Source organism: Streptomyces sp. NPDC006309, assembly GCF_040613095.1.
Lineage (GTDB): Bacteria > Actinomycetota > Actinomycetes > Streptomycetales > Streptomycetaceae > Streptomyces.
The window spans coordinates 71,400-94,037 of sequence record NZ_JBEXRO010000005.1; the positions used below are offsets into that span (position 1 = coordinate 71,400).

General features: G+C 72.3%; 16 protein-coding genes. 10 read left to right on the top strand and 6 right to left on the bottom strand.

Annotation, left to right across the window (positions count from 1 at the left end; genetic code table 11):
* Positions 1-32 precede the first annotated feature (32 nt).
* From ABZ117_RS09435 to metG, 5 genes are all read left to right on the top strand, one after another.
* Positions 33-815, top strand: a complete 783-nt coding sequence (locus tag ABZ117_RS09435; RefSeq protein WP_356818938.1) for an alpha/beta fold hydrolase — start codon at positions 33-35, stop codon at positions 813-815.
* A 16-nt stretch (positions 816-831) separates the two neighbouring features.
* Positions 832-1,788, top strand: a complete 957-nt coding sequence (locus ABZ117_RS09440) for an endonuclease/exonuclease/phosphatase family protein (protein WP_356818940.1) — start codon at positions 832-834, stop codon at positions 1,786-1,788.
* Between the two features lie 33 nt (positions 1,789-1,821).
* Positions 1,822-3,765, top strand: a complete 1,944-nt coding sequence (locus tag ABZ117_RS09445; protein WP_356818942.1) for an FUSC family protein — start codon at positions 1,822-1,824, stop codon at positions 3,763-3,765.
* A gap of 87 nt (positions 3,766-3,852) precedes the next feature.
* Positions 3,853-5,751, top strand: a complete 1,899-nt coding sequence (locus ABZ117_RS09450) for a VWA domain-containing protein (protein ID WP_356818944.1) — start codon at positions 3,853-3,855, stop codon at positions 5,749-5,751.
* 161 nt (positions 5,752-5,912) lie between these two features.
* Positions 5,913-7,634, top strand: a complete 1,722-nt coding sequence (gene metG / locus ABZ117_RS09455; protein ID WP_356818946.1) for a methionine--tRNA ligase — start codon at positions 5,913-5,915, stop codon at positions 7,632-7,634.
* 68 nt (positions 7,635-7,702) lie between these two features.
* Here metG and ABZ117_RS09460 read toward each other — a convergent pair whose 3' ends face one another.
* Complete coding sequence (locus ABZ117_RS09460) at positions 7,703-9,046, bottom strand: polysaccharide lyase family 1 protein (RefSeq protein ID WP_356818948.1); 1,344 nt, start codon at positions 9,044-9,046, stop codon at positions 7,703-7,705.
* A gap of 171 nt (positions 9,047-9,217) precedes the next feature.
* Between ABZ117_RS09460 and ABZ117_RS09465 the strand changes: the two genes are divergently transcribed.
* Positions 9,218-9,979, top strand: a complete 762-nt coding sequence (locus tag ABZ117_RS09465; protein WP_356818950.1) for a hypothetical protein — start codon at positions 9,218-9,220, stop codon at positions 9,977-9,979.
* Between the two features lie 68 nt (positions 9,980-10,047).
* On the opposite strand, the gene aspS is transcribed toward ABZ117_RS09465, so the two are convergent.
* Positions 10,048-11,811 carry an aspartate--tRNA ligase gene (aspS, locus tag ABZ117_RS09470; RefSeq protein WP_356818952.1) on the bottom strand — a complete coding sequence of 588 codons (1,764 nt, stop codon included), beginning with the start codon at positions 11,809-11,811 and terminating at the stop codon, positions 10,048-10,050.
* A 174-nt stretch (positions 11,812-11,985) separates the two neighbouring features.
* Between aspS and ABZ117_RS09475 the strand changes: the two genes are divergently transcribed.
* Positions 11,986-14,139 carry a SpoIIE family protein phosphatase gene (locus tag ABZ117_RS09475; protein ID WP_356818954.1) on the top strand — a complete coding sequence of 718 codons (2,154 nt, stop codon included), beginning with the start codon at positions 11,986-11,988 and terminating at the stop codon, positions 14,137-14,139.
* Here ABZ117_RS09475 and ABZ117_RS09480 read toward each other — a convergent pair.
* The 3 genes from ABZ117_RS09480 to ABZ117_RS09490 all read right to left on the bottom strand — a co-directional run bounded on the left by ABZ117_RS09480 (position 14,091) and on the right by ABZ117_RS09490 (position 16,871).
* Positions 14,091-15,155 carry an AI-2E family transporter gene (locus ABZ117_RS09480; RefSeq protein ID WP_356818956.1) on the bottom strand — a complete coding sequence of 355 codons (1,065 nt, stop codon included), beginning with the start codon at positions 15,153-15,155 and terminating at the stop codon, positions 14,091-14,093. The two genes, ABZ117_RS09475 and ABZ117_RS09480, sit on opposite strands and share 49 nt — an antisense overlap.
* A gap of 136 nt (positions 15,156-15,291) precedes the next feature.
* Complete coding sequence (locus ABZ117_RS09485) at positions 15,292-16,263, bottom strand: pirin family protein (RefSeq protein WP_356818957.1); 972 nt, start codon at positions 16,261-16,263, stop codon at positions 15,292-15,294.
* Between the two features lie 122 nt (positions 16,264-16,385).
* Positions 16,386-16,871, bottom strand: coding sequence for an SseB family protein (locus ABZ117_RS09490; RefSeq protein ID WP_356818959.1), 486 nt, complete (start codon positions 16,869-16,871; stop codon positions 16,386-16,388).
* Between the two features lie 287 nt (positions 16,872-17,158).
* Between ABZ117_RS09490 and ABZ117_RS09495 the strand changes: the two genes are divergently transcribed.
* The 3 genes from ABZ117_RS09495 (at position 17,159) to ABZ117_RS09505 (ending at position 20,771) form a co-directional block, all read left to right on the top strand.
* Complete coding sequence (locus ABZ117_RS09495) at positions 17,159-18,985, top strand: acyl-CoA dehydrogenase (RefSeq protein ID WP_356818961.1); 1,827 nt, start codon at positions 17,159-17,161, stop codon at positions 18,983-18,985.
* Positions 18,986-19,105: 120 nt separating this feature from the next.
* Entirely contained in the window at positions 19,106-20,404 is a 1,299-nt protein-coding gene (locus tag ABZ117_RS09500; RefSeq protein WP_356818963.1) for a M18 family aminopeptidase, read from the top strand.
* 118 nt (positions 20,405-20,522) lie between these two features.
* Complete coding sequence (locus tag ABZ117_RS09505; protein ID WP_356818964.1) at positions 20,523-20,771, top strand: hypothetical protein; 249 nt, start codon at positions 20,523-20,525, stop codon at positions 20,769-20,771.
* On the opposite strand, the gene ABZ117_RS09510 is transcribed toward ABZ117_RS09505, so the two are convergent.
* On the bottom strand, positions 20,759-22,624 hold the full coding sequence (locus ABZ117_RS09510; protein ID WP_356818966.1) for an NHL domain-containing thioredoxin family protein: 1,866 nt from the start codon (positions 22,622-22,624) through the stop codon (positions 20,759-20,761). The genes ABZ117_RS09505 and ABZ117_RS09510 overlap by 13 nt on opposite strands.
* Positions 22,625-22,638: the final 14 nt, after the last annotated feature.

The following is a 22,638-nucleotide window of genomic DNA, read 5'->3' on the forward strand; positions in this document are numbered from 1 at the left end:
CACCGAGTGACGGCCCGGCCTAGGGTCGGCTCATGCCCTCCCGCCTCGCCCACGAGGACAAAGGCCCCGTAACGTCTTCCCGGGTTCCCCTCGTCCTGATCCACGGCCACCCCTTCGACCGCACCATGTGGCAGCCGCAGCTGGCCGAGTTCGCCGCCGGCCGCCGGGTGATCGCCCCCGACCTGCGTGGCTACGGCGCCTCCCCCGTCACCCCCGGCCCGGTCCCGCTCTCCCGGCACGCCCAGGACATCACCGCCCTCCTGGACCACCTCGGGGTGAACACCTTCGCCCTCGCCGGCCTGTCCATGGGCGGCCAGATCGCCATGGAGTGCGCCGGCCGCCTCGGCGACCGCGTCCGGGGCCTCGTCCTCGCCGACACCTTCGCCGCCGCCGAGACCCCCGACGGACGGCGCGCCCGCTACGCCATGGCCGGCCGGCTGCTCGCCGAGGGCATGCGCGGCTACGCCGACGAGGTGCTGGAGAAGATGGTCGCCCCCTATGCCCGCCCCGAGGTCAAGGCGCACGTCCACCGCATGATGACGGCCACCTCCCCGCAGGGCGCCGCGGCGGCCCTGCGCGGCCGGGCCGAACGCCCCGACTACCGCTCCCTGCTGACCAGGTTGAGCGTGCCCGCCCTCGTCCTGGTCGGCGCCGACGACACCTACACCCCCGTCCCCGACGCCGAGGCCCTGCACGCGGCCCTGCCCGACTCCGTCCTGCACGTCATCGACGGCGCCGCCCACCTGCCCAACCTGGAGCGGCCCGAGGAGTTCAACCGGGCCCTGGCCGCCTTCCTGGCGCGGCTCGACGGGTGATCGTAGGCTCGTCCCCGTGACCCAGCACCGCGGACGCAGGCCCGGCGCCTGGTGTGCCGGTCTGCTGCTCGCCGCGGTGAGCGCGGTCATCGGCTGCCGGATCGCCGGCACCGACGGCATCACCCCCGTGCCCCAGCTGCTCGCCTTCCTGCCCTGGCTGCTCGCACCCGCCGCGTTCGCCCTGCTGTGCGCGCTGCTCACCCGCTGGTGGACGGGCCTGGTCTGGGCGCTCGCCGTCCTCGCACTGCTCGCCTGGTACGTGGAGCCGTACGGCAGGACCGCTGAGCCAGGCGGCCCGCCCCTCGCCGCCCTCCGCGTCCTCACCGCCAACGTCGGGTTCGGCCACGCCACCCCCGCCCTCGTCCGTGCCGTGCGCGACCGGCACCCCGACGTCGTCTTCGTCCAGGAATGCGACACCGGCTGCCGGGCCGCCCTGGAAGACGGCGCCGGCATCCGCTACCCGCACCGCCGGGCCGTCGAGGCGGACGGCTCCCGCGGCTCCCTCGTCCTCAGCCGCTACCCGCTGACCCCGGCTTCCGGCGTCCACGGCGCCCTGGGCATGCCCGGCGCGGTCGCCGACGTCCACGGCCACCCCGTACGCCTCCAGCTCGCCCACCCCATGCCGCCGCTGCCGGGCCAGGTCGGCGTGTGGCGCCGCGAACTCGGCCGGCTCCGCGCCTTCGCCGCCGCCGGCCCCCGCACCCCCACCGTCCTCGCCGGCGACTTCAACGCCTCCCAGGACCACGCGGCCTTCCGGCACATCCTCGACACGGGCCTGACCGACGCGGCCCGTCTCACCGGGCACGACCGCGTCCCCAGCTGGCCGTCGCGCACCGCTTCCGTCATCGGCGTCCAGACCGACCACGTCCTGGTCTCCCGGGACTTCACCGCGGCCGGCACCCGCTTCCTGTCCCTGGCCGGCACCGACCACCGCGCCCTCGTCGTGGACCTCACCCTGCGCCGGCGCACCTGAACCGGCGGCGATCCAACCGGCGATAATGGGCGCATGTCCCGAGAGTTCCCCATCGGCCTCACCCCTCCCGACTGGCTGATCCGGAACCTCAGACCCCAGCAGGCCCCGCTCAACCGGCCCGCCCTCGCCCGCGCCGCCCTCGGCATGTCCCTCCCCCTGGCCCTCGGCCTCGCCGCCGGCTACCCCGCCTACGGCGCCCTGGCCTCCATGGGAGCCCTCTCCGGCGTCATCGGCGACACCGCCGACGCCTACCGCATGCGCATCCTCAACATCGCCGTACCGCAGCTCTTCGGCGCGGCCGGCGTGGCCCTGGGCGCACTGGCGCAGGGCCACGGCTGGTACGCGGTGGCCACCGTCACCGGCGTCGCCCTGCTCTCCGGCATGATCTCCACGATCGGCGCGGTCGCCTCCGTCTCCGGCCTGCTGCTGCTCCTGAACTGCGTGATCGGCGCGGGCCTCCCGCTGCCCTCCCCCTGGTGGCTGGCCCCGGCCCTGATGACCGGCGGCGGCCTGCTGATCCTCCTGCTCGCCCTGCTGGCCTGGCCACTGCGCGCGGGCGTCCCCGAACGCGCCGCGGTCGCCGCCGCCTACCGCGCCGTCGCCGCCCTCCTCACCGCCGCCGGCACGGACCGCGCCGAGGAGTACGAGGAGGCCCGCCGCACCGTCACCCAGTCCCTGAACCAGTCGTACGACCTGATCCTGGCCCGGCGCGCCCGCCACCATGGCCGCAGTCCCGAACTGACGCGGATGCTCGCCCAGTTGAACGCGATCACCCCGCTGATCGAGGCCGCCCCCGCGGCCCACCTGGCCGCCCGCCCCCTCCCCGAGGCGATCCCCGCCGCACTGAACCGCCTGGCGGACGCCGTCGAAACCGGACGGACACCCCCCACCCCCCTCACCCTCCCCCTCGCCACCACGGAGACGGGCCGCGCGGTCGACCACGCGCTGCGCCACGCCGCCGAGGTCGTCGCCCGCCCCGACGTCGACCCCCGGGGCACCGACGACCGCCTCGGCCGCCCCGCCGCCCTGCGCGTCCGCACCGCCCGCGCGGCACGCGACGTCGTCCTGTCCGCCAACTCCTGGCGCTACGGCGTACGCCTCGCCCTGTGCATCGGCATCGCCCAGGCCCTGGTCTCCCTCATCCCCGTCCCCCGCTCCTACTGGGTCGCCCTGACCATCACCTTCGTCCTCAAACCCGACTTCGGCTCGGTCTTCTCCCGCGCCCTGCTGCGCGCCGTGGGCACGGTGGCCGGCCTGGTCGTCGCCGCGGTCGTCCTCGCCGGGGTCCCGCTGGGCTGGTGGGACGTCCCGGCGCTCTTCCTCCTCGCCCCCCTGATCCCGGCCCTCACCCCCCGGGGCTACGGCTACCAGACCGCGGCCATCACCCCCGTGATCCTGCTCCTCTCCGACATCCTGAACAACAAGGGAACGGCCCTGCTGCTCCCCCGGCTGACCGACTCCCTCCTGGGCTGCGCCATCGCCCTGATCGCCGGCTACCTCCTGTGGCCCGAGAGCTGGCACACCCGCGTCGGCGCCCGCCTGGCCGACGCGGTCGCCGACACGGCGGCCTACGTCGAAGCCGCCTTCGGACCCGCCCCCGACCCCGCCGCCCGCGCCCGCATGCGCCGCCGCCTCTACCGCGACCTGTCCGTCATCCGCACCGAGTTCCAGCGGGCCCTGACCGAACCCCCGCCGACCGGCCGGCGCGCCGCCGCGTGGTGGCCGCTCGTCGTCGCCGTCGAACGCGTCGTGGACGCCACGACAGCGGCCCGCGTCCGCGTCCGCCACGGCGCCGCGGCCCCCTCCGGCGTCGAGATCGCGCAGGTCACCCTGCAACTGCGCGAGCTGTCCGAGGCCCTGCGCGGCGCGGAGACCCTGACCGCCGTCCGCACCGACCTCACCGGCCCGGCGGGCAGCGTCCTAGAACCCCTGCGCCAGGAGCTGGCCGCGGCCCGCTCCATCACGTCCCCGCACTGACGCGGACCGGCCATCCGGGGCCGCTAACCTTACGTGTCCGTCCTGGCCAGTGATTTAAGGGCTACAACTCACGCGAAGGGTTGCTACATGGGCATTCTCACTCTCCTGCGGAACGCGTTCGGCCGCTCACGCAAGGCACGAGCCACCGAGGCGGAGGGTGCGGACCGGTCCCCCGAGCGCACCCCCGACCCCACCACCCCGGCCCCCACCGACGAACACGAACTGGTGGCAGCGGCCTTCGACAAGGTGAAAACCCCGGCCCCGACGGGGACGACGACGGCGACGGAGAACTCCACGGCCGGGTTCACGGCCGAGACCGAGGGGGCTGCCGAGCCGGTCACCGCTGAGCCTGCCGAGCCGGCTGTCGCGACTGAGGCTGCCGAGCCGACGGTCACCGCTGAGCCTGTCGCGCCGAGGGTCACCGCTGAGGCTGCCGAGCCGACGGTCACCGCTGAGGCTGCCGAGCCGACGGTCACCGCTGAGACCGGTGGAGCTACCGGGGCAGAGGTCGCTGCCGAGGCAAAGGGAATCTCCGAGGCGCAGGTCTCCGCCGAGACTGACGAGGCTTCCGAGCCTGAGTACGCTGCCGAGACCAAGGAGAAGACCGAGCCTGAGGTCGCGGCTGACGCGGAGGTGGCGGCCGAGAAGGACACCGAGCCTGAGGGCGTCGCGGCCGAAGAGAAGGCCGAGCCTGAGGAGACGGCTCAGGAGACGGCCCTGACGGGGGATGCCGCCGAGGAGCCGCCCATGGTCGAGGTCGGTCCGGAGCCCACCGAGCAGCCGCTCACGGCCGAGGCGCAGACCGAGGCGGAGCCGACCGGCACGAAGGCCGCCGGGACGACGGCCGAGGACACGCGGACGCCCGCAGCGGCGGCCGAGGAGGCCGAGCGCACCGTCCCGGCCACCGAGGCGGAGCCCGAGCCCGAGCAGGGCACGCCGGTGGCCGAGACGACCGAGTCGGCGCCGGAACCGGTGTCGAGCGCGAGCGAGGACACCCCGGAGCCGACGGCGGCCGGGGCCGGCACCGGGGAAGCACCGGAGACGACGGCCTCGCAGGCCGCCGACGGCGAGGACGCCCCGCAGGAGGCACCCGCACCCGACGACGCGACCCGCACGGGTGGTGCGGGAGGGAACACCGACGCCGAAGGCGAAGCCGAGGCGGACCCGCAGCCGGAGCAGCCGCAGGCCGCCGACGGCGAGGGCGCCCCGCAGGAAGCACCCGCACCCGACGACGCGACCCGCACGGGTGGTGCGGGAGGGAACACCGACGCCGAAGGCGAAAGCGAGACCGAGGCCGAGGCCGAGGCCGGCAAGGCAACCTCCGCCCTCCCCCTCGCGGAGCTGAAGCGCGCGGCCCCCGCCCTGGCCAGCGCGTACAAGGCCGCGGCAGCCACCCTCGAGAAGACCGACCTCACCGGCACCCGGGCGAAGCTCTACCTCGTGCTGGACCGCTCCGCGAGCATGCGCCCGTACTACAAGGACGGTTCCGCCCAGGCCCTCGCCGACCAGACCCTCGCCCTCGCGGCCCACCTGGACCCGGAGGCCACGGTCCACGTCGTCTTCTACTCCACGGAGGTGGACGGCACGACCGACCTCACCCTCACCAAGGACCACGAGACGAAGATCGACGACGTGCACGCGGGCCTCGGCCGTATGGGCCGGACCAGCTATCACGCCGCCGTGGACGCCGTACTCGCGCACTACGACGAGAACGCCGCCCCCGGCACCCCGGCCCTGGTCGTCTTCCAGACCGACGGCGCCCCGGACGCGAAGACCCCGGCGACCCAGTCCCTGACGAAGGCCGCGGCCGGCCACCCTGCCGTCTTCTTCTCCTTCGTCGCCTTCGGTGAGCACGACAACAAGGCCTTCGACTATCTGCGCAAGCTGAAGACCGGCAACACGTCCTTCTTCCACGCCGGCCCGACACCCCGCGAGCTGACGGACACCGAGCTGTACCAGGGCGTACTGGCCACCTGGCGCCCGTGACCAGCCGGTCACCCACCCCGCCACCGCCCGCGCCATTACCGCGCCACCACCGCGCGACCCGGCCGCCCCTTCCCACCCTGCAAAACGGGAAGCGGGCGGCCCACCCGTCTCGGCTACGATTTCAAGGTTCGTACAACCCCCCGACCTGGGAGCAGCCCGCGATGGCTCGACACCTCATCACCAGCGCCCTTCCGTACATCAACGGGATCAAGCACCTGGGCAACATGGTGGGGTCCATGCTCCCGGCGGACGTGTACTCCCGGTATCTCCGCCAGCGCGGCCACGACGTCCTGTACATCTGCGCGACCGACGAGCACGGCACCCCCGCCGAGCTGGCCGCGAAGGAGCGGGGCGTGCCGGTGGACGAGTTCTGCGCGCAGGCGCACGACGCGCAGAAGGCGATCTACGACGGCTTCGCGCTGGCGTTCGACTACTTCGGCCGCAGCTCCAGCCCGCAGAACGTGGAGATCACCCAGCACTTCGCGCGGAAGCTGAACGAGAACGGCTTCATCGAGGAGCGGGCGATCCGCCAGGTGTACTCCCCGGCCGACGGCCGCTTCCTCCCGGACCGCTATGTCGAGGGCACCTGCCCGCACTGCGGTTACGACAAGGCCCGCGGCGACCAGTGCGAGAACTGCACCCGCGTCCTGGACCCCACCGACCTGATCGACCCGCGCTCGGCGATCTCCGGATCCACGGACCTGGAGGTCCGCGAGACCAGGCATCTCTTCCTGCTCCAGTCCAAGCTCCAGCACGAGGTCGAGGCGTGGGTCGCCCGGCACGAGGACGACTGGCCGCAGCTCGCCTCCTCCATCGCCCGCAAGTGGCTGACCGAGGGGCTGCACGACCGCGCGATCACCCGTGACCTGGACTGGGGCGTTCCCGTGCCGGCGGACACCTGGCCGGAGCTGGCAGCCGAGGGCAAGGTGTTCTACGTCTGGTTCGACGCCCCGATCGAGTACATCGGTGCGACGAAGGAGTGGGCGGACGCCGCCCCCGACGGGGAGATCCGGGACTGGAAGTCCTGGTGGTACGAGGCGGACGACACCGTCCGCTACACCGAGTTCATGGCGAAGGACAACGTCCCCTTCCACACCGTGATGTTCCCGGCCACCGAGCTGGGCGTGCGCGAGCCGTGGAAGAAGGTCGACTACGTCAAGGCGTTCAACTGGCTGACGTACTACGGCGGCAAGTTCTCCACCTCGCAGAAGCGGGGCGTCTTCACCGACCAGGCGCTGGACATCCTGCCCGCCGACTACTGGCGTTACTTCCTGGTCGCCAACGCCCCCGAGTCGGACGACTCGTCCTTCACCTGGGAGCACTTCACCGCCACGGTGAACAAGGACCTCGCCGACACCCTCGGCAACTTCGTCAACCGCGTGCTGTCCTTCTCCCGCAAGCGCTTCGGCGATGACGTACCGGCCGGCGGCACGCCCGGCGAGGCGGAGACGAGGCTCGGCGAGGAGATCGCCCGGCTGCTCGCCGAGTACGAGGAGCAGATGGACGCCCTCCAGTTCCGCAAGGCCGCCGCGGCGCTGCGCGCCCTGTGGTCGGCCGGCAACTCCTACCTGGAGGAGAAGGCACCCTGGCTGGAGATCAAGACCGACAAGGACGGCGCTGCGCTCACCCTGCGTACGGCGATGAACCTGATCCACCTGTACGCGGTGGTCTCCGAGCCGCTGATCCCGGCCAGCTCGGCGGTGATGCGCGCGGCCTTCGCCCTGCCGGACGACACCGCCGCCTGGGTCACCGCCGACGAGGCGAAGGCCCTGGCCTCCGTCCCGGCCGGTACCCCGTTCACGGTGCCGCCGGTGCTGTTCGCCAAGCTGACGGACGAGGACCTGGCGACGTACAAGGAGCGTTTCGGCGGCGGCGAGGGCTGACCGCGCCGCGCTGAGGGCGCCGAGCCGGGTGCTCGGCGCCCTTTCGCATGCCTTCCGGGGCTACCGGGTCACTTCAGCACACCGGCACCCGCGGTCGTCGCCAGTTCCGTCGGGAGGTTCTTCGCCGACGTCTGGAGGCCCGCGGTGAGCGTCGGGGTCCAGTTCACCGTCGTCCTAATCTTCTTCGAGGAGGCGGCGTTGTACGCGGCGACCAGGTCGGTGGCCGTGCCGTTGACGAGGTTGCCGCTGCCCGCGACCGAGCCGGTGCCGTCGCCGCTGAGCAGCTTGGCGACCTTGCCGCCGGACGGCACGGTCCAGTAGTTGTCCTCGGCGACGACCTGGGCCTTCGCGCGAGAGTTGATGCTGTACAGGGGCGCGTAGCCGTCGGCGGTCGTCGTGTCGTACACGTTGTTGTAGACGTGGATCTGGCCGATGCGGGCGAGCGGGGCGCGCTGGACGATGCCCTTCCACACGTTGTGGTGGATGGAGACCCGCAGCTTGCCGGTGCTGTCCTTGTCGCTGGAGCCGATCAGCATCGTCTTGTCGTGGTCGGTGAACCGGTTGCGTTCGACGGTCACCAGGTCGGAGCCGTTGGTGATGTCGAGGGCGCCGTCGTGGATCTGGTACTCGCGGCCGAAGTACTTGGGGTTGGCCCGGTCGAGGTGGGGCGCGTCGGTGAACGAGTTGTGGTCCGCCCACACGTGCGTGGCGCCGCGCAGGGTGACGGCGTCGTAGGCGGAGTTCCAGTTGCCGTCGTCGCCGTCCGTCGGGTCCCACTGCGGGAAGCAGTCCTCGGTGGCGGAGAAGGCCAGGTTGCGGATGATGACGTTGTCGACGTTCTTCACCTGGAGGCTGCCGCCGGTGATCCCGGCGCCGGTGCCGGGCACGCCCACGATCGTGGTGTTGGCGGGCACCTTGAAGACGATGTTCTTCGCCTGCTTGTCCTGGGCGGCGGCGCGGGCCTTCTCCTGGGTGCCGGCGGGCAGCTTGGAGCGGCCGTAGGTCGCGGGGTCGTACGCCTTGAGGTAGGCCGCCAGGGAGTACCCGGTGCCGGCCGCGTAGTCCGCGCAGGTCAGCTTCTTGCCGCTGTCGTCGGTGTTGGCGTCGATGGTGCCCTTGACCTCGATGACGCGGGGCGCGGTGTCGGAGGCCGAGCCGAGCGCCTTCACGAGCTGGGCGCGGCTGGTGACGGTGAAGGTGTGCGCGGAGTCGGCCTTCGCGCCCCCGGTGGTCCCGGTGCCGGCGGCGGCCCAGCCGTCCTTGGCGGGGAGCGTCTGGTGGTACAGGTCGACGGCGTCGGCGTTCGCGGTCATCACGAACACCCCGGCGCCGACACCGGCGGCCACCACGGCGGCGGACACGGCGAGGGTGCGCCGCCCGCGGAGGGACCGGCGGTGGGAGGGAGCTGCCACGGAGGAGTCCTTACGGGTCTGCTGAACGAGTCTTACGCTCCCTCAGTGGGCGCCGCCCGCCGGAAGGTTGCCGCCGGACGGCGCACTTCTTCCGGGTGATCCGTGGCGCCCGGCGGCCCCGCGGCGCCGAGCGTCGCGTGTGCGTGGCGGGAAGCCGGAAATGATCTCCCCGTGGACATCCCCGAACCTCATCACCGCCTCCTCGCGGACGTCGTCCCGGCGGGCGGAGCGTACGGCCTGTTGCTCGCCGGCGGGTACGCCCTCCAGGCCCACGGGCTGCTGCGGCGCCCGCACGCCGATCTCGACCTCGCCACGGAGAGTTCCGGGGCCATGGAGGACATCGCCGCCGCCGTCGGCGCGGCGCTGGAGGCGCGGGGGCGGCAGGTGCGCACCGGAGCCGGCACCGCGCTCACCGCGCAGCTGGTGGTCACGGACCCGGTGAGCGGCGAGGAGTGCGCGCTCACGCTGCACAGGGAGGTGTTCTGGCAGCCGCCGGAACTCACCGGGTACGGCCTGGCGCTCTCCCTGGAGGACGCGGTCGGTACGAAGATCCGCGCGCTGTACGACCGGGGCGCGGCCGTCGATCTCGTGGACGCGCGGGCGGCGGCGGACCGGTTCTCCCTGCCGCGGCTGGAGGAGCTGGGGCGCCGGCACGCCCACGACCCCTTCGACCTGCCCACCCTCCAGTCCCGGCTGACCGGAACGGACTTCTACGCCGACGCGGACTTCCTCCGCCTCGGCCTGGACGGTGAGCGGATCGCCGCCCTGCGCGCCTGGGCCCAGCACTGGTCCGACGACATCGCCGAACGGCTGCTGGAGGACGGAGCCTCTCCCGACGCCGAGGACGAGGACGAGGACGGGGACGAGGACGGGGGCGAGGACGAGGACGGGGGCGCCGGCGACGACTCGGCCGGCCCGGGCGCCGGCGTCTAGCGGCGGTGCGCGCCGATCGTCGGGAGCGGGTCAGGACGGATCGGCGCGCACCGGCAGTGCCGTGCCGCCTACTTCGGCTGCGGCTTCCTGATGTCCAGGTGCAGCTCGCGCAGGCGGGACTCCTCCAGCTCGGTCGGGGCGCCCATCATCAGGTCCTGGGCGTTGCCGTTGAGCGGGAAGGCGATCGTCTCGCGGATGTTGGGCTCGTCCGCGAGGAGCATGACGATACGGTCCACGCCCGGGGCGATGCCGCCGTGCGGCGGGGCGCCGAAGCGGAGCGCGCGGAGCATGCCCGCGAACTCGCGCTCGGTGGTCTCGTGGTCGTAGCCCGCGATCTCGAAGGCCTTCAGCATGATGTCCGGCTCGTGGTTGCGGATCGCGCCGGAGGACAGCTCGACACCGTTGCACACGATGTCGTACTGCCAGGCCAAGACGGACAGCGGGTCCTGGTTCTCCAGCGCGTCCATGCCGCCCTGCGGCATGGAGAACGGGTTGTGCGAGAAGTCGATCCGGCCGGTCTCCTCGTCCTTCTCGAACATCGGGAAGTCGACGATCCAGCAGAAGCGGAAGACGTTGTCCTCGAAGTGGCCGGCCCGCTTGGCGGCCTCGACGCGGACCGCGCCCATGATCTTGGAGACCTCGTCGAACTCGCCCGCGCCGAAGAAGACCGCGTGGCCGGGGGCCAGGGAGAGCCGCTTGGTCAGCTCCGCGACGTTCTCCTCGGTGAGGAACTTCGCGATCGGGCCGGACAGCGCGCCGTCCTCGCCGACGCGGACCCAGGCCAGGCCCTTGGCGCCCAGCGTCACGGCGAAGTCGCCGAGCTGGTCGAAGAACTTGCGCGGCTGGTCCTGGACCGCGGGCACCGGCAGGGCGCGTACGTGCTTGCCGGCGAACGCCTTGAACTCCGAGCCCTCGAAGACGTCGGTGATGTCCACCAGCTCCAGCTTGGCGCGCAGGTCCGGCTTGTCGGAGCCGTACTTGAGCATCGCCTCGCGGAAGGGGATGCGCGGGAACGGCGAGGTGACGTGGCGTCCGCCCCCGAACTCCTCGAACAGCTCGGTCATCAGCTGCTCGATCGGCCGGAAGACGTCCTCCTGCTCCACGAAGCTCATCTCGACGTCGAGCTGGTAGAACTCGCCCGGCGAGCGGTCGGCGCGGGCGTCCTCGTCGCGGAAGCAGGGCGCGATCTGGAAGTAGCGGTCGAAGCCGGAGATCATCAGCAGCTGCTTGAACTGCTGCGGGGCCTGCGGCAGGGCGTAGAACCGGCCCGGGTGCAGCCGGGAGGGGACCACGAAGTCGCGGGCGCCCTCGGGGGAGGTGGCCGTCAGGATGGGGGTCGCCATCTCGTTGAAGCCGAGCGCCGTCATCTTCTGGCGGATCGCGCCGATGACCGCCGTACGCAGCATGATGTTGCGGTGCATGCGCTCGCGGCGCAGGTCCAGGAAGCGGTACTCCAGGCGCCGCTCCTCGTTGACCCCGTCCTCGGTGTTGATGGTGAAGGGCAGCGGCTGGGCCGCGCCCAGCAGCTCGACCTCGGCGACCTCGACCTCGACCTCGCCGGTCGGCAGGTCGGGGTTCACGTTCTCGCTGCCGCGGGAGACGACACGGCCGTCGACGCGGACCGTGGACTCCTTGGAGATGCTGTCCAGGGCCTCGTACGCGGGGGTGCCGGGGCGGGCGACCAGCTGGGTGATGCCGTAGTGGTCGCGCAGATCGATGAAGAGGATGCCGCCCAGGTCGCGCCGATTGTGCAGCCATCCGCTCAGCCGGACGTCGGTGCCGACGTCAGAGGCGCGGAGCTGGCCGCAGGTGTGGGACCTGTACCGATGCATCGTCGTTCATCGTCCTTCGTGGTGGGGTTTCTCCCGCCGGCTCTCCGACCGGCGGGAACGGGCACGGGGCCCGGACCCGTCAAGGGTACCGGGCGGCCCATGATCGGCTCCCCACCATTACCGTCCGCCCGCCTACAGTGGCAGTCATCGGTCATATCTTCCTAAAGTGGGGCAATGCGCACAGGCGAGCCCCTCCCGTCCGTCGAGGACGTCCTCGCCGCCCTCGCGACCGGGATGTGGCACTGGGACACGGCAACCGGGCTGGTCACCGTGGACGCGGAGGCGGCCCGGCTGCTCGGGCTGCCCGCGAAGCCGGTCACCCTCACCGAGGCCCAGACCCGGGCCCGGCTGCACCCGGTCGACTGGAACGAGATAACCGGCGTGGTGCCGCTGGCGGTCGCCGAGGGCACCCTCGCCGAGGTCCGGATCCGGATCATGGACGAGCAGGGCGACGTCCTGCGGGTCGTCCGCAGCCGCTCCAAGCCGTCCTACGACCCCGAGCGGCGGGCGTACGAGCTGATCGGCACTCTTCAGGAAGTGACCGAGCCGATCCCGGGCACGGCAGCGGCCCGCAGCGCGGTCACCGGCGACTGGCGGCGTTCCCGGGAGGCGTTCCTGCTGGACGCGGGCCGGGCGCTGGCCGAGGCCCGGTCGACGGAGGAGGTGCTGCGCGTGGCGGCCGGCCTGTCGATGCCGGGGTTCTCCCCGGACGGACTCATCCTGTTCGGCGTCGAGGGCGACCGGCTGACCATCACCGGCCAGCACGGGCACCAGCCCGGCGACATGGGCCCCTTCGCGTACATGCCGCTGACCACCGACTATCCGGCGACCGAGGTGGTCCGCACCGGCCGCGCGGTCTATCTGTCCTCCCCCGAGGAGTACAAGGCCCGCTACCCGGCCACCTGGCCGCTCGCCCGGCACTTCGCCCGCCGGTCCTGGGCCTTCCTGCCGCTGACCGTGGCCGGGCGCACCATCGGCACCTGGATGGCGGGCTTCACCTATCCGGTGGCGTTCACGCCCGACGAGCGGGCCGTGCTGGCGACCGTCGCCCGGATGCTCGCCCAGGCCCTGTCCCGGGCCGGCACCGCCGAGACCGAACGGGAGCTGACCGACGGCCTCCAGCGCTCCATGCTGCCCTCGCTGGGCCCGGAGATCCCGGGCATGCGGGTGGCCGCCCGCTACATCCCGACCGGCGGCGGACTCCAGGTCGGCGGCGACTGGTACGACATGATCCCGCTGCCCTCCGGCCGGTTCGCGCTGGTCATCGGCGACGTCCAGGGCCACGACGTCCGCGCGGCCGGGCTCATGGGCCAGCTGCGCATCGCGCTGCGCGCCTACGCCGCCGAGGGACACCGCCCCGACGCCGTCCTCTCCCGCGCCTCCCGCTTCCTGCACGGGATCACGCACGACGAGGAGATGACCGACCTGCGCTTCGCGACCTGCCTGTACGGCGAGGTCGACCCGGCGACCGGGATGCTGGAGATCGCCCGCGCCGGGCACCCGCACCCGGTGATCCGGATGGCCGACGGCACGGTGATGCTGCGGCCGACGGCGGGCGGACTGCCGCTGGGCATCGACCCGGACGCCGATTACCCGACGACCCGGTTCGCGCTCGAACCCGGCGAGACGCTGATGCTGTGCACCGACGGTCTGATCGAGACCGGCGGACACGACATGGCCACCGGCTGGCACCGGCTGCGGGCGATCCTGGAGGACCACCGGGACGACCTGGAGACGCTGGCCGACGCGCTGGTGCAGGGCGTGCACGGACCGTCCTCGCACCACACCACCGGCCCGCTGGCCGACCGCCGCGAGGACGACATCGCGCTGCTGCTGCTCTGCCGGCCCGGCGAGGACGGCGGCTACGGGAGCGCCGCCGTGCGGAGCACGGCCGTACGGCCCAGGGTGCGGCGCACCCTGCTGTCGGTGGGGCAGGACGAACCCGAGCGGATCGCCGAGGCCCGTCAGTACCTGCGCGACCTGCTGCACGACTGGGCGTCGGCCGAGCAGGTGGACTCGGCGGTGCTGCTGGTCTCCGAGATGGTCACCAACGTGCTGGTGCACACCGACGCCGACGCGCTGCTGCTCGCCGAGGTCACGGGCGAGGGCGGCGGGCGGCGGCTGCGGGTGGAGGTCTTCGACACCGGCGACGACCTGCCGCACAAGCGCCGCCCCGGCGAACTGGCCTCCTCCGGCCGCGGCCTGATGCTGATCGGACTCCTCGCGGACGCGTGGGGGGTGGACCCGCGGGGCGAGGGCAAGAGCATCTGGTTCGTCCTCTACGAGCCGCCGGACGCGCCGGCGGACGGCCCGGGCCCGGCCGTGTGACGTTCCCTCAGCTCCCGTACGACGCCGAAGGCCGCCGCGGTCAGCGGGACCGCGAGGAGCATGCCGAGGACGCCCGCGACGGAGGCGCCCGCGGTGATCGCCAGCAGTACCACGGCCGGGTGCATCTGCACGGTCCGGCTCTGGATCACCGGCTGGAGCACATGCCCCTCCAGCAGCTGCACGGCGAGCACCACCGCGAACACCCACAGCGCGATGACGAACCCCCGGTCGGCGAGGGCGACCAGCACGGCCACCGCACCGGAGACGAACGCCCCCAGATACGGGACGTAGGCACCGACGAAGACCAGCGCGCCCAGCCCGACCGCGCCGGGCACCCTGAGGACGAGCAGCCCGACGGTGATGCACAGGGCGTCGATGAGGGCGATGAGGGTGGTCCCGCGCATGAACCCCTCGACCGCGGCGAAGGCCCGCCGTCCGATGGCCTCCACGGTGTCGGCGGTGCCGCCGGGCGCGAGGGACCTCGCGGCGGCCACGGCCCGGTGGGAGTCGCGCAGGAAGAAGAAGACGAGGAGCAGCGCGAGCACGGCCATGGCGACGGTCTCGGCGACGACACCGGCCCCGCTGATGACGTTGGACACGGCGGTGCCGCCGAACTTGCCCAGCAGCGTGCGCGCGTTGCCGGAGAGGTCACCGAGCCCGGCCCCGGAGACCCCGAAGTGCCGCGTGACGCTGTGGGCGGCGTCCCGGAGCGAGGCGACGATCTGTCCGCCGGTGTCGATCAGCGCGGCGACGATGATGTACAGGGCCCCGCCGACGACGGCCACCACGGCGACGCAGGTCAGCCCGGCCGCGACCGACGGCTGCACCCCGGCCCGCACCATCCGCCGGTACAGCGGCCCGAGCAGCGCGGTTCCCAGCAGCGCGAGCAGCACCGGCGTGACGGCCGTACGCAACTCCCCGCACAACCGCACCCCGACCCAGCCCACCCCGGCGACGAGCAGCAGCACGACACACCAGGCAGCGAGCCGCCGAACGGCCGCGGGCAACAGAAGCACACCCCCACCCGACCACAGACCCCGGTGCCTGTCCTGCGAAGAGGGGCCGGGCGGGTGAGACGGCGGGCCGGCGCGGCCGAGCCCGTCCGTGGTCGGACGGGGCTCGTCGGGGGAACTTTTCGGGCGGGACGGGCGCCTACAGCCCGCCCTCCGACATCCCGTGGACCGCGGGGACCGTGCCCAGGCGGCCCTTCTGGAAGTCCTCGAAGGCCTGCTGGAGTTCCTCGCGGGTGTTCATGACGAACGGGCCGTAGTGCGCCATGGGTTCACGGATCGGCCGGCCGCCGAGGAGGACGACCTCCAGGTCCGGCGTGTGGGAGTCCTGTGCCTCGTCGGCGCGGACCGTCAGGGATCCGCCGTTGCCGAAGACCGCGGTCTGGCCGAGGCGGATCGGGCGGCGCTCTGCGCCCACCGCGCCCCGCCCCGCGAGGACGTACGCGAGGCCGTTGAAGTCCTCGCGCCACGGCAGCGTGACCTCCGCACCCGGCGCGAGGGTCGCGTGGACCATCGTGATCGGCGTGTGCGTGATGCCGGGACCGGCGTGGCCGTCCAGTTCACCGGCGATGACGCGCAGGAGCGCGCCGCCGTCGGGCGTCGTCAGCAGCTGGACGTTGCCGCCACGGATGTCCTGGTAGCGGGGCGCCATCATCTTGTCCTTGGCCGGCAGGTTCACCCACAGCTGGAGGCCGTGGAAGAGGCCGCCGGACACGACGAGGGACTCCGGCGGCGCCTCGATGTGCAGCAGGCCCGCACCGGCCGTCATCCACTGGGTGTCGCCGTTGGTGATGGTGCCGCCACCGCCCTGGCTGTCCTGGTGGTCGAAGATCCCGTCGATGATGTAAGTGACCGTCTCGAAGCCGCGGTGCGGGTGCCAGGGGGTGCCCTTGGGCTCGCCCGGCGCGTACTCCACCTCACCCATCTGGTCCATCATGATGAACGGGTCGAGGTGGCGGTAGTTGATCCCCGCGAACGCCCGGCGCACCGGGAAGCCCTCGCCCTCGAAACCGCTCGGCGCGGTTGTCACGGTGAGCACGGGACGTGCCACGGCGTCGGCGGGAGCGGTCACACGGGGCAGCGTCAACGGGTTCTCGACAGTCACTGCAGGCATGGGTACCTCCTTGGTACGGCCTACTTTAGTTGACGATTGAACTTCTTGCTCCTGAGAACAAGAAAGGCCCGGAGGGCATTCCCTCCGGGCCACTCGTCCGGCCTGGGTCACGACGGGGTCGGTCAGCCGCCGTACATCCGGCGCATCGCGAAGTCCACCATCTGCTCGACGGCCTTCGCGTCGAAGACCATCCGGTGCTCGCCCTCCATGTCCAGGACGAAGCCGTAGCCGGTCGGCAGCAGGTCGATCACCTCGGCGCCGGTGATGACGAAGTACTTGGACTCCTTGCCCGCGTACCGGCGCAGCTCCTTGAGGGAGGTGAACATCGGGATCACCGGCTGCTGGGTGTTGTGCAGGGCCAGGAAGCCGGGGGTGTCGCCGCGCGGGCAGTACACCTTCGAGGTGGCGAAGATCTGCTGGAAGTCCTCGGCGGCCAGCTGGCCGGTGGTGAAGGCGCGCACCGCGTCCGCGAGCGAGGGCGGGGACGGCTCCGGGTAGAGCGGCGGCTGCTGGCCGTACCCGCCCGCACCGCCCGGCATCTGCTGCTGCGGCGGGGCGTACTGCTGCTGGGCAGTGCCCCCGTCCATCGGCTGGCCGTATCCGTACATGCGCGCAAGCGTACCGAGGCGGCGGCCCGGGAAGGGCCCCGTCCGGAACAGGGCGCCGTCCCGGAGCGCGCGGGGTGCCCGTACCGGGCGGTCGCCCGTCTTCGGCCGGGCAGTCCGACCGCCGGACGACCCTGTTCACAGGCGCGGCCGGGTAGACCCTTCTCACACTTCGGCCGGCAGGGGTTGCGTCTTATTACCGACGGGTAGCATCATCGGAGCTACTTGTTGGTACGTGAACTAGGTGCGAGGAGTCAGTGCCTCGCCGATCTCTCAACGGAGCCGTCGCCATGGGGCACTACAAGTCGAATCTCCGCGACATCGAGTTCAACCTCTTCGAGGTACTCGGGCGCGACAAGGTCTACGGCACCGGCCCGTTCGAGGAGATGGACGTCGAGACCGCCAAGAGCGTCCTGGAGGAGCTGACCCGCCTCTCCGAGAACGAACTGGCCGAGTCCTTCACCGACGCGGACCGCAACCCGCCCGTCTTCGACCCGGAGACCAACACCGCGCCGGTCCCCGCGTCGTTCAAGAAGAGCTACCAGGCCTTCATGGACTCCGAGTACTGGCGGCTCGGCCTGCCCGAGGAGATCGGCGGCACCACCTCGCCCCGCTCCCTCATCTGGGCCTACGCCGAGCTGATCCTGGGCGCCAACCCGGCCGTGTGGATGTACTCCTCGGGCCCCGCGTTCGCCGGCATCCTCTTCGAGGAGGGCAACGAGGTCCAGAAGCACATCGCCAAGGTCGCCGTGGAGAAGCAGTGGGGCTCCACCATGGTGCTCACCGAGCCCGACGCGGGCTCCGACGTGGGCGCCGGCCGCACCAAGGCGATCCAGCAGGAGGACGGCTCGTGGCACATCGAGGGCGTGAAGCGCTTCATCACCTCGGGTGAGCACGACATGTCGGAGAACATCCTCCACTACGTCCTCGCGCGCCCCGAGGGCGCCGGCCCCGGCACCAAGGGCCTGTCCCTCTTCCTCGTCCCGAAGTACCTCTTCGACTTCGAGACCGGCGAACTGGGCGAGCGCAACGGCGTCTACGCCACCAACGTCGAGCACAAGATGGGCCTCAAGGCCTCCAACACGTGCGAGATGACCTTCGGCGACAAGCACCCCGCCAAGGGCTGGCTGATCGGCGACAAGCACGACGGCATCCGCCAGATGTTCCGCATCATCGAGTTCGCCCGCATGATGGTCGGCACGAAGGCGATCTCCACGCTCTCCACCGGCTACCTCAACGCGCTGGAGTACGCCAAGGAGCGCGTCCAGGGCCCGGACCTGGCCAACTTCCTGGACAAGACCGCGCCCAAGGTCACCATCACCCACCACCCCGACGTGCGCCGCGCGCTGATCACGCAGAAGGCGTACGCCGAGGGCATGCGCGCCCTCGTGCTCCACACCGCCTCGGTCCAGGACGCCATCCAGATCAAGGAGGCGAACGGCGAGGACGCCTCCGCCGAGCACGCGCTGAACGACCTGCTGCTGCCCATCGTCAAGGGCTACGGCTCCGAGAAGGGCTACGAGCAGCTCGCCCAGTCGCTCCAGACCTTCGGCGGCTCCGGCTTCCTCCAGGAGTACCCGATCGAGCAGTACATCCGGGACTCCAAGATCGACACCCTGTACGAGGGCACCACGGCGATCCAGGGCCAGGACTTCTTCTTCCGCAAGATCGTCCGCAACCAGGGCACCGCGCTGAACTCGCTCGCCGAGGACATCAAGAAGTTCCTCGCGCTCGGCACCGGCGGCGAGGAACTGGCCGGCGCCCGCGAGCACCTGGCCAAGGCCGCCGTGGAGCTGGAGGCGATCGTCGGCCTGATGCTGACCGACCTCGCCGCCACCGAGCAGGACACCAAGAACATCTACAAGGTGGGCCTGAACACCACCCGCCTGCTGATGGCCTCCGGTGACGTCGTCGTCGGTTACCTGCTGCTCAGGGGCGCCGCCATCGCCGCCGAGAAGCTGGCCACGGCCTCGGCGAGGGACAAGGCGTTCTACACCGGCAAGATCGCCGCGGCGAAGTTCTTCGCGGCGAACGTCCTGCCGGGCGTCACGCTCGCCCGCAAGGTCGCCGCCGGCGTCGAGCTCGACCTGATGGAGCTGGACGAGGCCGCCTTCTAGGCACCGGCCCGGCCCCGGCCCGGAGCACAAACCGGAATCCGGCGTCCGTATCCGTTGATTGCCCGCACGGGCCCGCTCTCCCACCGGGAGCGGGCCCGTGCACGTCGTTAAGGTGAACCCATGAGCGCAGCAGCCCGCTTCGACCGCGGCCACACCGACGACCTGATGACCTTCCTGGCGGTGAGCCCCACGCCGTACCACGCCGTCGCGAACACCGCCGAGCGGCTGGAGAAGGCAGGCTTCAGGCAGGTCGCCGAGACGGATGCCTGGGACGGCACGCACGGCGGCCGGTACGTGCTGCGCGGCGGCGCGATCGTGGCCTGGTACGTCCCCGAGGGCGCCGAGCCGCACACCCCCTTCCACATCATCGGCGCGCACACCGACTCCCCCAGCCTGCGCGTCAAGCCCCGCCCCGACAGCGGGGCGCACGGCTGGCGCCAGGTCGCCGTGGAGATCTACGGCGGCCCGCTGCTGAACTCCTGGCTGGACCGCGACCTGGGCCTGGCCGGCCGGCTCACCCTGCGCGACGGCTCCTCGGCCCTCGTCGACGTCGACCGGCCGCTGCTGCGGGTGCCGCAGCTCGCCATCCACCTGGACCGCTCGGTCTCCGCCGAGGGACTCAAGCTGGACAAGCAGCGCCACCTCCAGCCGGTGTGGGGTCTCGGCGGCGAGGTGCGCGACGGCGACCTGATCGCCTTCCTGGAGGAGGAGGCCGGGCTCGCGGCGGGCTCGGTGGCCGGCTGGGACCTGATGGCGCACCCGGTGGAGGCCCCCGCCTACCTCGGCCGGGACCGGGAGCTGGTCGCCGGCCCGCGCATGGACAACCTGCTGTCCGTGCACGCCGGTGCGGCCGCGCTGACCGCCGTCGCCGCCTCGGACACCCCGCCCGCCCGCATCCCCGTGCTGGCCGCCTTCGACCACGAGGAGAACGGCTCCCAGTCGGACACCGGCGCCGACGGCCCGCTGCTCGGATCGGTGCTGGAACGCTCGGTGTTCGCGCGCGGCGGCACGTACGAGGACCGCGCCCGGGCCTTCGCCGGCACGGTCTGCCTGTCCTCCGACACGGGCCACGCCGTGCACCCCAACTACGCCGAGCGGCACGACCCGACGCACCACCCGCGGGTCAACGGCGGCCCCATCCTCAAGGTCAACGTCAACAACCGCTATGCCACGGACGGTTCGGGCCGCGCGGTGTTCGCCGCGGCCTGCGAGAAGGCGGACGTCCCCTTCCAGAGCTTCGTCTCCAACAACTCCATGCCGTGCGGCACCACCATCGGTCCCATCACCGCGGCCCGGCACGGCATCCGCACGGTCGACATCGGCGTCGCGATCCTCTCCATGCACAGCGTGCGCGAACTGTGCGGCGCGGACGACCCGTTCCTCCTCGCGAACGCCCTCACGGCCTTCCTGGAGGGCTGACGCCGGCCGCCATCCCCGGGGAAAGCGGCGGGAGTTCGGCGACACGGCCTAGTCGGGCCCGCGCCGGGTACCCGGACGGCACCGGAGATTCCGGAACCGGAAGGGGAGGCGAGGTCTCATGGGTCTCGGCGGATGCATCATCCTCATCGGCATAGGGGCCATCCTGACGTTCGCGACCGACTGGCACATGACGGGCGTCAACGTCACCGTGGTCGGGCTCATCCTGATGGCCGTGGGCCTGATCGGGGTGGCGACGTTCAGCGGCATCGCGCGCCGCCGCCGCGTCGTGGTGCCGACGACACCGGTGGTGGAAGAGGAGCCCCGCCACCACCACGTCGACGGCTACTCCGACGGCTACGGCGTCTGATCCACCGCCTCCTGCTCGTCCGGGCCCGCCAGGACGAGCGGCAGGCGGTCGGCGCCGCCCTCGGTGAGACGGACCGGGACATCCCGGTCCTGCTGATGGGCATGGCAGGCGGGATACGCGTCGGCGTCCCCGGCCGGGCCGCCGCCGGACGCGGTGTCGTCGCAGGACACCGCCCTGGCGCGGACGTGCAGGACGCCCTCCGGGACGGCCGGGTCCAGCGCCAGCTCCCGGAAGAGGTCCGGGCCGGCTCCCTCGCCCTTGAGCAGCAGCTCGGGCGGGGTGGAGGAGACCATCAGGCGGGTGGCGGGCCCGTAGCCCGTGTCGAGTCTCCGGCCCGCGGGGAGCTGGAGGACCACATCCAGGCGGAGGCGGCCGGGAGCGACCTCCGTGACGGCCCGCCGGGTGCGGTGGGCGACCGACTCCGCCCGCACCACTTCCTCCGGCAGCCGCAGCCGGGTCAACCGGTGCCGCGCCGACTCCACGACCACGATGTCCGCGCCGGCGACGACCGCGTCGGCGGGCTCGCGCAGATCGGTGGCGAGCGTGGTGACCTCACCGGTGGCCGGGTCGTAGCGGCGCAGGGCGTGGTTGTACGTGTCGGCGACGGCGACCGAGCCGTCCGGCAGGGCGGTGACCCCCAGCGGGTGCTGGAGCAGGGCCCGGTCCGCGGCGCCGTCCCGGTGGCCGAAGTCGAACAGGCCGGTCCCGACGGCCGTGTGAACCTGCCCGTCGTGGTCCACCCAGCGCAGGGCGCTCGTCTCGGAGTCGGCGAGCCACAGCCGGTCGGCGGTGGCCGCGAGCCCGGACGGCTGGGCGAACCAGGCCTCGGCGGCGGGGCCGTCCACCAGGCCCTCGTCGGCGGTGCCCGCCGCCACGGCGACCGTGCGGGCGGCCGGGTCGTACGTCCACAGCTGGTGGACGCCCGCCATGGCGATCCACACCCGGCCGCCGAAGACCGCCACGTCCCACGGTGAGGAAAGATCCACCTCCCGGGCCGCACCCGAGGTCGCCGATCCCCGCCACCACTGCTTCCCGGTGCCCGCCAGGGTGGTCACCTCACCCGTGGCCGGATCCAGTCGGCGCAGGGCGTGGTTGACGGTGTCGGCGACCACGACCGCACCGTCGTCGAGGAGGGCGAGACCCTGCGGCTCGTCGAAGGACGCCTCCCGCGGGCCGCCGTCGGTGAACCCGCGCACGCCGGAGCCGATCCGGCGTACGACGGTCTCGGCGTCCTCGGCCAGTTCCACCAGCTGGTGCCGGGTGGTGTCGCTGACCAGGAAGGTCCCCGACGGCAGCAGCAGCGCCTTGCCGGGGAAGCGCAGCGCCGTCGGCTCCGGCTCCGGCGGCACGTACGGGCCGTCACCGCGGCGCAGGGTGCCCTTCGCCCCGTGCTCGGCCGCCAGCTCCTCGACCAGCCGCCCGATGGCGTGCACGTGCCCCTCGCCCGCGTGCTGCGCGACGACGTACCCCTCGGGATCGATGACGGTGAGCGTCGGCCACGCCCGGACCGCGTACTGCTTCCAGGTGGCCAGCTCCGGGTCGTCCAGCACCGGGTGCGCCACGCCGTGACGCTCGACCGCGTCCACGACCGCCCGGTGATCGGCCTCGTGCACGAACTTCGGCGAGTGCACCCCGACCACCACGACCGTGTCCCGGTACTTCTCCTCCAGCTCACGCAGCTCGTCCAGGACGTGCAGGCAGTTGATGCAGCAGGAGGTCCAGAAGTCCAGCACCAGGATGCGGCCGCGGAGGTCGGCGAGCTTCAGGTTCTTCCCGCCGGTGTTGATCCAACCGCCCCTGCCGGTCAGCTCGGGGGCGCGGACGCGGACGCGCCGGGGTGCGGAGTCGGTCATGGTTCCCAGGGTGC